Origin of the sequence: Pseudomonas sp. 18058, from assembly GCF_902706155.1 — a bacterium.
GTDB lineage: Bacteria > Pseudomonadota > Gammaproteobacteria > Pseudomonadales > Pseudomonadaceae > Aquipseudomonas > Aquipseudomonas rustica.
Genome location: NZ_CACSJY010000016.1, coordinates 78,098 through 92,382, shown reverse-complemented (window position 1 = coordinate 92,382; position 14,285 = coordinate 78,098). Strand labels below are relative to the sequence as shown.

Genomic DNA, 14,285 nt, shown 5'->3' with positions numbered 1-14,285 from the left:
ACAGGCTTGTAACAGTGGCGTCCATAGCAGTCCGCGCCCGCATCGGAACGGTCAGTCAGCAGCGATCCCCTTAGGCAAGTGATCACCGAAGATTTCTTCCGGTAGTGTGCCGCCCATGTCCCTCATGACCCTCAAGAAACTGTCGACGGCGACCAACCAAGCGTCGTGCGTCCAGACGGGTGCAATCAGGTTCGAGTTCAGGTTGCCAATAGGATTGAGTAGCAGCCTCGGGTTCTTCCATGAAGCTGCGAACAACGACAGCTTGCCATCGACAATCGAAAACTTTGGTAACGGCTTCAATTCGCCCTTGCGTGGGCCGTGCGGCTCTTTGGGCTCGTGGCTATGCCAACTTACCCTGATGGCTTCATTGAATCCATCAACCAGCACCTGCGGCTCCGACGCCAGCAGCTTTGACGTTAATTTGTTTAAGGCACCGAACGCTATTTGAGCTTTCGTTATCTGGACAGCTTGAACCTGGCGTTTGCGATTGTACTCAGCAAGCTCCTGGCGATCTCGCTCAGCTAATTGATTCGCGCGTTGGCGCTTTGCCTCACGAACGGCATCCCGGCGTTGCTGAGCTTCTGCAGTCAGGGCTGGCTTGGCAATCGTTCCGGACTGAGCGGTAATCTCTAGAACGAGTGGATGATGACGCTCATCCACGATAGTCAGCAAATCCCCGTCTGTATCGTAAGGGGTTAGATACAAGTTGGCTCCGTAGAACTTAGCACCCGGCTGGAGGGACTCCAGGACCTTCACCGCCTCGTCCAAGGCCTTCGCCAACTGCTCTTGAGTAATTTCACCTTTGATCTTCAGTCTCACGCTGCGATTCCTTAGCGTTCATTCGCCTGTGCGGCTTGCCGAGCCCCCACCAGACTGACAGCTCGCAATGCAAGCGGCGCCTACGGGCAATGGGCAGACCGACTGATCAGCCCCGAATGTCACGATTAGTGTGTTCACGATTACAGCACATGGATCCAGCATTGGGGAATGCCTGCACCACTACCCTCCCCAGCGCTTCAACACCAGTTCGGCACCCGTATAAGGGAGCTGCGTGTCGCCATGAACATGAGTCAGGAAGCGTTCGCTGACAAGTGCGGCTTCGCAAGGACGTATATGTCCCGCATTGAAACTGGTGGTGCCAACCCTTCTATCAATGCCATCAAGGTGCTCGCGGATGCTCTGGGCGTCAGCATCTCGGATCTGTTTGAAGGAATGTAAGGCAGGGCATCTCCCGAGGAGCCTTACAAGTAACTGATCAGAACTAACCAACACCTAATCCCTCGCTGGCGTCCGTCCGGGCCCCAGCACCACTCCCCCCTTACCAAAGTCCCTATTTCCAAGGCCCAAGCTACATTCGGGTCAAGCGAAGTCTCCTCGACACGCATTTTCCCGCCGTATACGACAGATTTACTTACACCAGTCTGATTACGGCACCAGCAATCGCCGGATCTGTACTACAGCGGGGCGGCATCGCCGGATCATCCTGCACTACACACCCAACGGCCTGCACGGCACTTGCAAAGTCGTTGCACACCATGACTACACCGCGACGGTCAGGATAAGGGGCACCCCCACGGCCAAGGCGGCGGAGGAAAACGAAAAACCCACACCACAAACGGACTTACGTACCTGCTCAGGTGCAGCCGCAGAAACGATCTAATTTACAGAATGGTATTGTGTTAATAAGCGACCCCACGGAAATACTGGACTAAACCCGCAGAAACGTGCTCTACTTAACACATCGGCGGATAAAGCCATGGAGTGTTAATTAGAGATGAACATCGTAGAAGCGGTAAAAACAGAGGGTGAAGCCGAAACCATCTCCCGCAAGCTGACCAAGAACGCCAGGGGCAATTCCCTGTACGCAGACATCTGGCGGTTCGGGGTCAATACTGCCCTACGTATCAGCGACCTCCTCAGCCTTACCTTCGAAGATGTGCATGGTGACAAGCTGGTGATCAAGGAAGGCAAGACCGGTAAGACCCGCATCATTGACTTGAACAGCTCTGTTAAGACCATCGTAGGCCGCCGCAGGGCTGCTCACCCCACGCACACTTACCTGTTTGAGGTGGACAGCAACCGGGCTAAGGGCAAGGCAGTAAGCCGCATCGCTGTAGCCAACGCCTTCAAGGCTGTAGGTGACGAGATGAGCCTGCAACTTGGTACTCACTCGATGCGAAAGACTCGTGGATGGCTAATGTACAAAGGTGGGGTGTCCATTGAGAAGATTTGCAAGGTACTGAACCATTCCAGCCCTGCTGTAACCATGGCGTATATAGGCATCACTCAAGCGGAAGTCGACGCCACATACCATGAGTTCGTGTTCTAGACCATTGTGGAGCCCGACAGCGTCACACCAGCCGCCTGCGGGCGGCTTTTCCATGCTTGGGATATTTGCCGATTTTGGCGACTAACTGAGTGGAGGCACAGAGATGGCATTAAGGATCAACCTCGTCTGAGCAGGACTTTCACCGTCTCGGCGGGTGACCCTCTGATATTTCCAGTAAGAAAGAGAGTGCGATATCGGCAAAGGACAACCATGCCGCGTTGAAAATCCAACGTTACGCCGGCCAATGAACGTGCCCTTCACCACCTCTAAACGCACGCTATACTAGAAGGATACCTGCCGTTAACGGCCAAGAAAGATCGTAAGGAAAACATGAGCAACCAAGCATTAGATTTGCTGATTGAGTGCGAGCTACTTAAGTCTAATGGCGACGTTATCGACTTAGAAAAGGTGTCCAGTGAGGAACTGTCTAGAAGGTTTTCGCATTTCGCAATATCAAGACAAGGAAGTATTTATACCGAGGTTGAAAAACACTCCACGGACGGGAAGCTCAACGCACAGTTCAGCACATGGTCTTCGAAGTTCTCCAAAGAGAACACTCTTTCCTCTTTACTTATCTACAACAGAGTCACTCTAGACGACCCACTGATTTCTTTCCGATCTAGTATAAGTATTGACGACCTACAAGCCGGCCTTGAGTTTTATAGCTGGCTTCATCCGCTTATAAGAGGCGGTTTTGTTAACGTGTACCCTATCAGTTACTACGAAAAACCTAGCGAAGAGATCCCTATATTCTTCTCGAAGGATGCGTTCAGATCATCAATATCACCAGCGATCCATGATTACGCCCACGCTAACGCAGTCCTTCAGTCAGTGGTAATGGATAACGAGGGAAGAATGTTAGTTATGCGCGAGAATGCTAGCGTCAAGCGCCGCACGGCGTTGAATGTAGGCTTTGCGAATGATCGGCTTTACTCGGGGGTTGGCTTATTCAAGTTTACGACAATCGAGAATGCTAAATTTGAAGGTGATCAAGTTAGCTACCAACAGCACTGGGACAAAGACGGAGTATTATCCGAAGAAAAGTTTAAGCAATGGGCTTATCAAGCCACCAACCAAGCCGTCATTGCCCGTTTGAAAGCAATTTGCAATCAGGTTTCCCTCGCCCAGGAACTTGGATACACGTACATCACCGAATCCGAATTCGAATCTACGCTTCTCTCACTATCCAACACCAAGGGAGCAAAGCAAATCTCACCGTGCGTTAGGTTCCTCAACCTCAATGATAGCTTCTTAAATATAGAGTCCCCACATACCATTATCGAGTTGCGCGACAAATACCCTACTGCATTTGAACGCTTCAATAACTCGCTTACTTCAGTTAGCGAAGAGCTTCACGGAGTTGATGAAGAAAAGTTTGCAGCTAAGTCTCGCGCGCTCTTTCAGAAAGAAATTATGCCTCAGGTAGATGAGGTTCGAAGCGTAGTTGGCCAAATCAGCTCAGGCCTCGTGAAGGGTACGACAACCTCACTCTGTGGCGTAGGACTGGCAATATGTACTGGCTCGGTGGCTCCTCTTGTATCTTCGTTAGTTATTTCTGCGATGCAAGGTGTGAGTGAAAGCCTGCCCGCCTTGCGAGAACTCCAGTTAACAAAAAAACGTCCCAGCTACATTTGGCATCGTTTGGCAAAGCAATGAGATTACTGATAACACAGGCGCCAGTCTCCGTAGGATTGATCTAGGCTTCTCGCACCATCACTCAAGGACGATAGCCATGCCGGATAGCTCAGATACCAACATCGCGACGGCGGACGCACTGACACTGCTTCTGCACAATCAGCACGCCATCTGTGCAGCCATTGAAGAGGTGACAAAGTGGCTCTCTGAGAATGGAGTAGTGAGTGCTGCCGCTAACGCAACAGCGGCAATGGAAACGCTGGATAAGAATGCGCAAGCTATCACGCGCGCCATCATGCGGCTTCGCCAGTCCTAGGATCAATCCACTTGGCGGCTGTCCTCCAGACAAAGAAGATTAGCCAAATGCGATTCTTGGTCACTCACAGGGATATGCTTGCCCTATAGCGATCATGGCTAGAAGCGTGTCCGAAAGGTGCAAGAGAGACGGGTTTTCCTGCAAATACTTGACGACAATTCGGATGCCTTGACCGTTTGTTATACCGCCGCTAGGGAAACATACCTTTGACTCTTTAGGCATTTGTTCATTGCGGATTACCGTCGTCGCAATCACGGCCTCAACGATTCCAAAGCACTTCCCCTGCCCAAAATCGTTCGTACTGTCGTTGTCGTTGTTCATGAATCGAACAGACGCCTGACACTGCGTCAACAGGCTATTACCGTCCGCTTGAGCAACTCCACTTGCCAGCGCCCCCACCAATGCAATCCCCGCTATCCATACCTTCAATTGCGACTCCTTTCAGTTAAAGGTGCATGGCATGTACCGTAGACACCTACCTCACTCAATGAACCAGTATCCACCCATTGCTTTGATAAGTAGCCCATACCTTGGTAGCGAGGTAGCAGATCAACCCGGCAGCGAGAAGGTAATTTCGCCCCAAGTAATATCGTGACGCTGCTCTTCGCTCTTTGACTTTTTCCAGCATAAACGCCCTGAGACTTGGGTTCTCCTGTTGTAGTGCAAGGGCGTTCAAGCGTAATGATTCAGTGGTTGCCTCAAGACGCTTGAATCCACACACGGCGCTCGAAGCAAACACGAGTAGAGTGCAAAGTAACAATGTCTCTTCGTTTCCACCCAACTGTGCGTACGGATTCGTCTGGGCGAGATAGGCACAAATCGCTAGCGTGACACCGAGAATGAAGTAATCCAGCTTACTCGCTTCACCCTTATGCAAGGTGATCAGCAATTCTACGCGTTCTCCGGCCCTGTCCATCTTCCATCCTTATTATCTGCTGGTAGTAGATCATCCTACCGCTTGCCGTGGCCAACTGCCATCGCACCAATAGCTTACCCTGGACTCAACTTTTCCCGTGAAGCGAGTAGGCGCCATACCCGTAGCTCAAGCTCATCTGCGCCGACTCCTATTCATTCTTTTCCGGTGCAGGAGAATCAGTCCAGCGACGCCCTTGTGAATCAACCGCCGGTTCGACGGACGGCTCACAGCTCGGCACAGCGCAGATCACACTGGTGCTTCAGCATCTCTAAACACCCGGGCATTCCGAGACCGAACCCCGAGTCATCAATCAAAGCTTCCATCGCAGTAAAAACTTAACACTGTATATACAGCCAGCACAATAAACCCTAGTAAAGCTCCAAGAGTTCTATTGCTTAGATGCGCCGTTCTGGCTGGCTTTCAAACGAATTCGGCGGTTACCATCAAAAACATCGAGCGAGGACAGGGTGAAGAAATGCGAGCTACGAAAACTACTGGAAAGACCAGATGGAACACAGTGATGAAGGTGTTTTGGTGGATAGCAGCCACGGTGGCCGCCGTGCCCATAACGAAGTGGGTAGAGACACAACTTAATTTATCGGTATTCAGCCCAGCAATTGATGGTCTGTGGAGTTGGTTCACGGCGCTCGGAGAGTGGCTCTCACGTGACGTCTCGGTACCGGTCTGGTTTCTATTGCTGCTGCTAGTGATCACGACCGTATTGGCGATACCACTGCTGATGCTCATCTACGCCCGATATGAACCGCACGCTGAAGTAGTCAACTCACATCCCTTGAGCAATGAACAACTGCAGGTGTTCCTCTGCGTGGGGAGCTCGGTCAATCGAGGGGAGAATCTTACGTTCACTGACTTGCTTGAGCACACCCGCCTACCAAGAATCACCACCCACCACGCACTCGACGTTCTAGGGGGGTATCAACTGATTACTGGCGCAACGGACACCATGGGCTACGAGTACATTGATCTGACCCACCGAGGTCGAGAGTTTTACTTAGACCAAATGCGACAAGCCTCACCTGCGGGCCTGTAGCTTCACACCGTCAACTCCACTCGATTGTCCGTTCACATTGCCCAGTGTGAACGAACCATATATTTTGTGAACGTTCTGCTTGAATTCCAGACAACAAAAAAGGGCCCACCTTTCGGTGGGCCCTTCTAGACCGCCCAGCAGAGCGGATTTTGTTTGGTAGGCGCGATTGGACTCGAACCAACGACCCCCACCATGTCAAGGTGGTGCTCTAACCAACTGAGCTACGTGCCTGCTGTGAGGCGGCATTCTACGGAATTCCGGAGGGGTGTCAACACCTTTTTTTCACCTAACCCTATGAATATGCAAAATATTTAATTTCGAGTCGGCGACGAGGATTTTCCGGTGGCTGGCGGAGGTTTTTCAACTCGGGTAGGATCGATGCACTCGTAAAATATATTAAACAGAGGCTGCAGGATGGCGAACACCCCTTACCCAGAGTCTTATTACGCTGCGTCGGCCAATGCCGTACCGCCCCGTCCTGTTTTGCAGGACGACGTGGAGACGGACGTCTGTGTGATCGGCGCCGGGTATACCGGGCTGTCCTCGGCGTTGTTTCTGCTGGAGAACGGCTTTCGCGTGACGGTGCTGGAGGCGGCCAAGGTTGGTTTCGGCGCGTCGGGGCGCAATGGTGGGCAGATCGTTAACAGTTATAGCCGCGACATTGATGTGATCGAGCGCAGCGTCGGTCCGAAGCAGGCGCAACTGCTCGGGCAGATGGCGTTTGAAGGTGGGCGGATCATTCGTGAGCGTGTGGCCAAGTACAACATTCAGTGCGACTTGAAGGACGGCGGCGTGTTTGCCGCGCTGACTGCCAAGCAGATGGGTCATCTGGAATCGCAGAAGCGCCTGTGGGAGCGCTTTGGCCATACGCAACTTGAACTGCTGGATCAGCGCCGCATTCGCGAAGTGGTGGCGTGTGATCAATATGTCGGCGGCATGCTCGACATGAGCGGCGGGCACATTCATCCGCTGAACCTGGCGCTGGGTGAAGCGGCCGCTGTGGAGTCGTTGGGCGGCAGCATTTATGAGCAATCGCCCGCTGTGCGTATCGAGCGCGGCGCTAACCCGGTCGTGCATACGCCGCAGGGCAAGGTGCGGGCCAAGTTCATCATCGTTGCGGGCAACGCTTACCTCGGCAATCTGGTGCCGGAACTGGCAGCGAAGTCGATGCCGTGCGGTACGCAGGTGATCACCACCGAGCCGCTGGGTGATGAGCTAGCGAAAGCGCTGTTGCCGCAGGATTACTGCGTCGAGGACTGCAACTACTTGCTCGACTATTACCGACTGACCGGCGACAAGCGTCTGATCTTCGGCGGCGGCGTTGTTTACGGCGCCCGGGATCCGGCGAACATCGAGGCGATCATCCGTCCGAAAATGCTCAAGGCGTTTCCGCAGCTCAAGGATGTGAAGATTGACTACGCCTGGACAGGAAATTTCCTGCTGACCTTGTCGCGTTTACCGCAGGTTGGGCGGCTGGGTGACAACATCTATTACTCGCAGGGCTGCAGCGGTCATGGCGTGACGTACACGCATCTGGCGGGCAAGGTGTTGGCTGAGGCATTGCGCGGTCAGGCTGAGCGTTTTGATGCGTTTGCGGATTTGCCGCACTACCCGTTCCCGGGCGGGCAGATGTTGCGCACGCCGTTTGCGGCGTTAGGGGCTTGGTATTACGGGTTGCGGGATAAGTACGGTTTTTAAATTCGAGCTATGGAAACCCTGTGGTGAGGGGATTTATCCCCGATGGGTCGCGCAGCGGCCCCAAAAAATGGGACTGCTACGCAGTCCATCGGGGATAAATCCCCTCGCCACAAATGCACCTACCACCTAATCAGAGCTGGTCGCGAGCGATACCGCTACGAATCCGCAGGATATCGGCGAGTACCGCCAAGGCAATCTCCGCTGGCGTCTTGCTGCCAAGGTTAAGCCCGATCGGCGCATGAATTCGCGCCAACTCACTCTCCCCCAGCCCGCCAATCCGGCGCAGGCGCTCAAAGCGTTTCTGCGATGTCTGCAGCGAACCCATCACGCCAATGTAGAACGCTTCGGTACGCACCGCTTCCATCATCGCCAGATCGTCGATGCGCGGATCATGGGTCAGCGCCACCACCGCCGTATCACGGTGGCAGCCACCATCGGCAATAAACACCGATGGCAATTGCCGACGAATTTCCACGCCATTGAGCACCACACCTTCAAGCACTTCATCGCGCGGATCGCAGAGAATCACTTCAAAGCCGAGGCCGACCGCAAACTCGGCACACGCCTGCGCCACACTGGAGTAACCGGCGAGCAACAAACGTTGCGCCGCGCCGATGCGGATACGCACCCGATCAATCTCACGCTCGATGCGCGCACCCTGCTCGCGATCAGCGAACAGGCTGCGCGCACCGCTGGCCAGATCGACCTCGCGAATTAATCGACGCTGACCAAGCAGCGCCGATTCCAATTCACGCAGATGCGCCTGCACCTCGCAGTCAGCGTCAAATTTCTCTACCAGCACATCAAGAATGCCGCCGCACGGCAGGCTGACCCGCGAGCGCGGATCGTCGCCTTCGCCATAACGCACGACGTTGATCGCATCGAGAAATGCACCTTCGGCGACGCGCTCAAGAAAGTCTTCCTCGACGCAGCCACCCGACAGCGACCCGATCCACTGCCCGCCTTCGTTCACCGCCAACAGCGAACCCGGCGCGCGCGGCGCCGAGCCGTAGGTGGTCAGCACGGTGCAGAGCCAAATGCGCTGCCCCGCCACCGACCACTCCAGCGCTCGCCGAACCACTTGCAGATCGAGATGCTGCATGTCAGTGCGCCTTGTGCTCGATGGACGGTGCGTCAGCTTGCAGCTTCTGCACGTCGCCCACCGCCAGCTCAGCCGACTGACCACCCCAACCTTGACGCAGGTAGTTGAGCAGATCGGTCAGTTGTTCAGGCTTGAGTTTGTCGGCGAACCCCGGCATCGGCTGCATGCGCTCGAAACCGGAGAATTTCTGCTCGCCGATACCGTCCTCGATCACGCGCAGCAGGTTGCGTGGATCTTCCAGACGCAGCGTGGTGTTGCCGCGCATGGCCACCGCGATGTGCGGTTTGCCTTCGCCACCGACCGCATGGCAACCGGCGCAGACGTTCAGGTATTCCTGCTGACCGCGCTGGGCACTGGCGCTGAGTTTCTCGACCGGCACTTCAACCAGCGCTTTGGCTGCCGGCGGTTTGTCGCCAAGCAGGAACGTCGCCATCGCCGCCAGATCCTGATCGCTCAAACCCTGAGTGCTGTTGTGGAACACCGGGAACATCTCGTTGAACATCGTGCCTTGCGCACTCATGCCGTGCTTGAGGAACGTGCTCAGATCCTGTTCGTTCCAGCCGCGCGCGGCCAGATCAGTGGCCAGCAGGCTTGGCGCCAGATAACCATTGAGGATGCCGCCCGTCAGGCGCTTGTCCAGTTCCATCGCGCCCGGCAGGCCGCGTGGCGTGTGGCATTCGCCGCAGTGGCCGAGAACTTCGACCATGTATTGGCCGCGCTTCCACGCTTCACTTTTGCCTTCGGCCGGCTCCAGTTTCAGTGCTTTGCCGTACAGCACGTTCCAGCCCATCAGGCCCAGACGCACGTTGAACGGGAAGCTCAAACTGGTGACCGGCGCCGCGCGCTCGATCGGCTCGATGGTTTTCAGGTACGCATGGATCGCGTCCGAATCTTCGCGCGGCATCAGGTGATACGAGGTGTATGGCATCGCCGGGTACAGGTTCGCACCGTCGCGACGCTTGCCTTCGGTCAGCGCGGCGAAGAACTCGTCATCGTTGTACAAACCGATGCCGTGTTCTTTGCTCGGCGTGATGTTGGTGCCGTAGATCGTGCCGAACGGCGAGACGATCGGCAGCCCGCCGGCAAACGGCGCGCCGCCCGGTGCGGTGTGGCACGCCATGCAGTCAGCGCCGCGAGCCAGATACTCGCCGCGTTTGACGTGATCATCGGCGTGAGCAAACAACACCGGCGCAGCCAGACCGACCGCCAGGGTCAGTCGGGTCAGAAAAAGCTTCATGCTTAACCCTCCTTGACCAGGCCGAGATCGGTCAGCACGTTGCGGGTGGCGTTGTAGTAACGCACGTACCCGGTGCAACGGCAGATGTGATGGCCGAGGCTGTCTTCGATGACTTGCTCGAGTTTGCTTTGCACGGTCGGCTGACGTTGCAGCTTCTCGACCAGCACGGTCGCGGCGTTGACGAAGCCTGGCGCGCAGTAGCTGCACTGGAAGGCGAACTCATCGACGAAACGCTGCTGGATCGGGTTCAGCTCAGTGACCTGGCCCGCTTCGTCACGCTTGGCGTGGGATTCGATGGTGCGGACTTTCTTGCCTTCGAAATAATGCGCGCCGGTGATGCAGGTGCGCACTTCTTCGCTGGTGCCGTCCGGGTTATCGACAATCACCACGCAAGCGTGGCAGATACCTTGACCGCAGCCCAGACGCGAGCCGGTGAGGTTTTTGTATTCGTGCAGGTAGTCGATCATCGGCAGGTCATCAGGGATGTCCACCGGGCCGACGGATTGACCATTGAGGGTCAGTTGAAGCGGACGGTTAGCCATTGAGGGCCTCCTTGATGCGCGCTGGAGTGATAGGCAGATCGCGAACACGTTTACCGATGGCATGCGCCACGGCGTTACCGATGGCCCCGACAACCGGGATCATCACCACTTCAGCGATGCCTTTGGACGGATCGCTCGGCGACAGTGCCGGGAGAATCTCCGACGTCTGTTTCCACACGGCAACGTGACGCGCCATCGGCAGACGGTAACGGTTGAAGTTCCAGTCACCCTCCCCCGGCCCGCCTTCGTACAGCGGCATCTCTTCCATCAGTGCGTGACCAATGCCCATGGCGATACCGCCTTCGAGCTGGCCCTTGACCAATTCTTCAACCAACACACGACCGCACTCGACCCACGAATGGTGGTTGAGCACTTCAACATCCAGCGAGCCTTTGTTGACCTTCAGCTCGACCAGCGTGGCGACCGGGCTGTAGTAAGTCACGGCAGCGTTGTTCAACTGAACAACCGGGTAGTTGATGTTCTGGCGATCCAGCAGATGGAAACCAGACGTGGTCATCAACGCTTTCTTGGCTTTCGGCGCACCATCACCGTATTTCACCGCCAGACCGTCGAGCGGCAGACGCTCGCGCACGCCGTCGATGCTGTATTCGGCCTCAGCCCAGCTCCAGCGGTTGAACGCATGAACGGTGGCGCCGGTGACCAGACCACGCTCGTGAGCGTGCTTGGCCAGTTCTTCGAAGGTCAGCGGCTGCATGCCGTTGGCAGTCAGCTTGCCATCCACCCAGTGCGCATCTTCGCGACGCACGACGTATGGGTTGGCTTGGCCGCCGTAGGGGCCCTGACGCCAGATTTCCATGGCCGCCGGCCACAAGCCGTTGTTGAACAACACGCGGGCTGCTTCACGGGTGGCGTGACTGAAGTAGTAAGCCGAGTTGGTCGCGGACGACGCCGAGGCCAACTTGCCGACCCAGCGTGGGTTGCGCAGCAGGTTATCTTGGTCGGCCTGGCTCATGATGTAAGGGTTGCCGCTGGTGATCAGCTGCATTTCCTTCCATTCGGTTTCGCCAGTCTTCACTTCGTGGGCCGGGCTGCCGAGGAAATCGGCGACGACCAAGGCTTGCGAAGTGGACATGCCGGTGCCGATTTCGATACCGATGTGGCGCAAGGTGATGCGACCGTCAGCGGTGAATTCGATGCTGGCCATCGGCGCTTCAGAACCGGTGCCAAAGTCTTTCTGGCAGATGGCGAAACCAACGCCGTACCAGTTATCCGGGTCAGCGGCTTCGCGTTGTTTCTTGATCGCGTCGCGGTTTTTCCAGACTTCGTGTGCAGCGGCCTTGTCGAGAATCTCGTGCAAACGCAGAGCACCGGCCGGGATCGCGCCCTGGGTGTTTTTCATCCCCGAACGCAGCGCGTTCTTGCGGCGCAGTTCGATGGCATCGACGTTCAGGCGATCGGCGATTTCGTCGACCATCATTTCGGTCGCCGCCATGCTTTGCAGGGTGCCGTAACCGCGCATCGAACCCGCTTCAACACCACGCGAGTGATACGCGGTGACTTGCAGGTCGTTCTGCGGCATGTAGTAAATCGACTGTGCAGCCGTGGCGCCCACAGCGGCTACTGACGGGCTGTAGTTGATCCGGCCACCGCCGTCGACGCTCATGTCAGCGAGAAATATCTTGAAGGTCTGATCGTTCTTGTCCACGGCCAACTTGTAGCGAATGTCGAACGGGTGACGCTTGATGCCGCTCTGGAACTGCTCGTAACGGTCGTTGGCCAGACGCACTGGAACACCGGCGCCGTACAGCGCAGCGAGGGCTGCGTAGTAAACGAAGATATTGTGGTCTTTGGAACCGTAACCCACGGTGTAACCCGGGTGCATGTTCAGGTTGTCCAGGCCGAAGCGCGACGGCGAAATCATTTTCGCGGTCTCGGTCGCCGCTTCCAATGGGCACTGGGTAGCCACCACGAAATGCAGGGTCTTGGTTTTCGGGTCGTACCAGCCGTTGCCGTTGTCCGGCTCCATGGCGGCCGGTTCGATCGACGGCGTCTTGTAGCGCTCATCGAACACCAGCCAGTTGTCCGGCGGCGTGTTGATCTGCCCCTTCATGCGATCGGCGTAGAACAGGCCACGCTCGGTGAGATTACCGTGCAGGTTCGGCTGGGAATTCCACACCGGGCGACGGTTTTTCAGCATCGGGAACAGGATCGAATCCTTGAGGCTGGCGAATTCGTCTTCATCTGCCGAGGTCGGGCCGCCCACGCGCACGTAGCGGAAGCTGCCGTAGGGATCGCCTTCGTAGAACGGCACTTTGGCGCCGTAACGAATCGCTTTGTCATTGAATTTGAGTTTGTTCTTGGCCTGACGGAAACGCTCGAAGTCGTTCCAGATCAGGATCGCTACCGGGTGACCGATGAACATCGGCACTTTGCCTTCAGGCAGCAGCGGATCCGGCGCATGTTCCTCAGGGAAGACGATACCGTCCTTGTCCAGATCGGCAGCGGTGACGATGCGGTCAGGCTGCAGATCGGCGCCGAGCCACGACAGGTCGTAGCCGGCATAGATATGGTCGGCCTTGATGGTTTTCAGCAGCATGGCGTGGCCTTGCTGCTCGGGCCAGCCCGGCATGTCCTTGGAACGGATGTCGCGGGCAAAGACTTTGCTGCCGCAGACTTTCGACAAGGCATCGTTACGCTGGCGCGCTTTGCCATTGTTGCCGAGCCATTTTTCGGACGGCACGGTCACGCTGTTTTCCATCAAGGCAGCCAGCGCCTGGGTGCTGAGCGGCGTAAGTGTGACGCTCACACCCGCCACCAGCCCGCCCTGGAGGAACGAGCGCCGGGTTATTTCACGGTTGGACATGGATCATCCTCTGGACGGTTATACATCCGCCCTTCTGGTTATCTACTGGGGAATCTCGAGTCTTGCAGAAGCCCTTCTTGGCTAAACGAAGGACGAAATGACAGTGCAAAGCTGACCGAAAGGTTAACTTTAAAGGTTTCTGCGCTCGCAGCAAACAACCAGATACAAATTTCTGACTAAAGAATCAAAAAAGACAATGCGACGTGTCACCGCAGGATGGTTACAGGCATCCCTTGTAGGAGCTGTCGAGTGAAACGAGGCTGCGATCTTTTGATCCTGTTTTTTACGATCAAGATCAAAAGATCGCAGCGTGCCGCAGCTCCTACGAGGAGCCGGGTTACGTGATAGGAGCGGAGGTCAAATTTCAGACACAAAAAACCCCGGCCTCTCGACCAGGGTCTTTGCTATCGATTCCGAATCAACCAACGGTTGCTTTCGGTGCTTCAAGGCGTTCAGTGATCCTTGAAGCAGATATGGCGCAGCGGACGGGACTCGAACCCGCGACCCCCGGCGTGACAGGCCGGTATTCTAACCGACTGAACTACCGCTGCGTATCGCTTTGAGCTTGCGCTCAAGTAACTCGTTTTGATTGAAAGCTTCGGTGCTTTTCAATCGCAAACCAGACAAGTCTGATT

The 14,285-nt window shown here is 55.9% G+C and carries 13 protein-coding genes and 2 tRNA genes; 6 read left to right on the top strand and 9 right to left on the bottom strand.

Translation table 11 applies throughout. The features are described from left to right. Window positions 1-51 precede the first annotated feature (51 nt). Complete coding sequence (locus GVL50_RS11380) at window positions 52-819, bottom strand: OfxX fusion product (RefSeq protein WP_159812982.1); 768 nt, start codon at window positions 817-819, stop codon at window positions 52-54. 168 nt (window positions 820-987) lie between these two features. Here GVL50_RS11380 and GVL50_RS11375 point away from each other — a divergent pair, with 168 nt between their 5' ends. From GVL50_RS11375 to GVL50_RS11360, 4 genes are all read left to right on the top strand, one after another. After that, entirely contained in the window at window positions 988-1,218 is a 231-nt protein-coding gene (locus GVL50_RS11375) for a helix-turn-helix domain-containing protein (protein WP_116657254.1), read from the top strand. 556 nt (window positions 1,219-1,774) lie between these two features. Continuing rightward, window positions 1,775-2,329: a tyrosine-type recombinase/integrase gene (locus GVL50_RS11370; protein ID WP_116657253.1), complete on the top strand. Its 555-nt coding sequence runs from the start codon at window positions 1,775-1,777 to the stop codon at window positions 2,327-2,329. Window positions 2,330-2,659: 330 nt separating this feature from the next. Next, complete coding sequence (locus GVL50_RS11365; protein WP_159812980.1) at window positions 2,660-3,985, top strand: hypothetical protein; 1,326 nt, start codon at window positions 2,660-2,662, stop codon at window positions 3,983-3,985. A 76-nt stretch (window positions 3,986-4,061) separates the two neighbouring features. Then, window positions 4,062-4,280, top strand: a complete 219-nt coding sequence (locus GVL50_RS11360) for a hypothetical protein (protein ID WP_159812978.1) — start codon at window positions 4,062-4,064, stop codon at window positions 4,278-4,280. A gap of 60 nt (window positions 4,281-4,340) precedes the next feature. Here the strand turns inward: GVL50_RS11360 and GVL50_RS11355 are convergent, their stop codons facing one another. Beyond that, on the bottom strand, window positions 4,341-4,709 hold the full coding sequence (locus GVL50_RS11355; protein ID WP_159812976.1) for a Rap1a/Tai family immunity protein: 369 nt from the start codon (window positions 4,707-4,709) through the stop codon (window positions 4,341-4,343). Between the two features lie 55 nt (window positions 4,710-4,764). Then, window positions 4,765-5,196 (bottom strand): hypothetical protein, encoded by a 432-nt coding sequence (locus tag GVL50_RS11350; protein WP_159812974.1) that lies wholly within the window; start codon window positions 5,194-5,196, stop codon window positions 4,765-4,767. 520 nt (window positions 5,197-5,716) lie between these two features. Between GVL50_RS11350 and GVL50_RS11345 the strand changes: the two genes are divergently transcribed. Then, window positions 5,717-6,247 (top strand): hypothetical protein, encoded by a 531-nt coding sequence (locus tag GVL50_RS11345; protein WP_159812972.1) that lies wholly within the window; start codon window positions 5,717-5,719, stop codon window positions 6,245-6,247. A gap of 154 nt (window positions 6,248-6,401) precedes the next feature. Here GVL50_RS11345 and GVL50_RS11340 read toward each other — a convergent pair. After that, window positions 6,402-6,478: transfer RNA gene (locus GVL50_RS11340), tRNA-Val, on the bottom strand. 183 nt (window positions 6,479-6,661) lie between these two features. Here GVL50_RS11340 and GVL50_RS11335 point away from each other — a divergent pair. Beyond that, window positions 6,662-7,945 (top strand): FAD-binding oxidoreductase, encoded by a 1,284-nt coding sequence (locus tag GVL50_RS11335; RefSeq protein WP_053118964.1) that lies wholly within the window; start codon window positions 6,662-6,664, stop codon window positions 7,943-7,945. A 130-nt stretch (window positions 7,946-8,075) separates the two neighbouring features. Here GVL50_RS11335 and GVL50_RS11330 read toward each other — a convergent pair whose 3' ends face one another. The 5 genes from GVL50_RS11330 to GVL50_RS11310 all read right to left on the bottom strand — a co-directional run bounded on the left by GVL50_RS11330 (window position 8,076) and on the right by GVL50_RS11310 (window position 14,201). Continuing rightward, a complete protein-coding gene (locus tag GVL50_RS11330) occupies window positions 8,076-9,047 on the bottom strand; it encodes an XdhC family protein (protein ID WP_053118962.1) in 972 nt (323 codons plus the stop codon). Window position 9,048: 1 nt separating this feature from the next. Further along, window positions 9,049-10,284, bottom strand: a complete 1,236-nt coding sequence (locus GVL50_RS11325) for a cytochrome c (protein ID WP_159812970.1) — start codon at window positions 10,282-10,284, stop codon at window positions 9,049-9,051. 2 nt (window positions 10,285-10,286) lie between these two features. Further along, window positions 10,287-10,826 carry a (2Fe-2S)-binding protein gene (locus GVL50_RS11320; RefSeq protein WP_053118958.1) on the bottom strand — a complete coding sequence of 180 codons (540 nt, stop codon included), beginning with the start codon at window positions 10,824-10,826 and terminating at the stop codon, window positions 10,287-10,289. After that, window positions 10,819-13,650: a xanthine dehydrogenase family protein molybdopterin-binding subunit gene (locus tag GVL50_RS11315; RefSeq protein ID WP_159812968.1), complete on the bottom strand. Its 2,832-nt coding sequence runs from the start codon at window positions 13,648-13,650 to the stop codon at window positions 10,819-10,821. Before GVL50_RS11315 ends, GVL50_RS11320 begins: the two co-directional genes overlap by 8 nt. A gap of 474 nt (window positions 13,651-14,124) precedes the next feature. Continuing rightward, window positions 14,125-14,201, bottom strand: a tRNA-Asp gene (locus tag GVL50_RS11310). Window positions 14,202-14,285 lie beyond the last annotated feature (84 nt).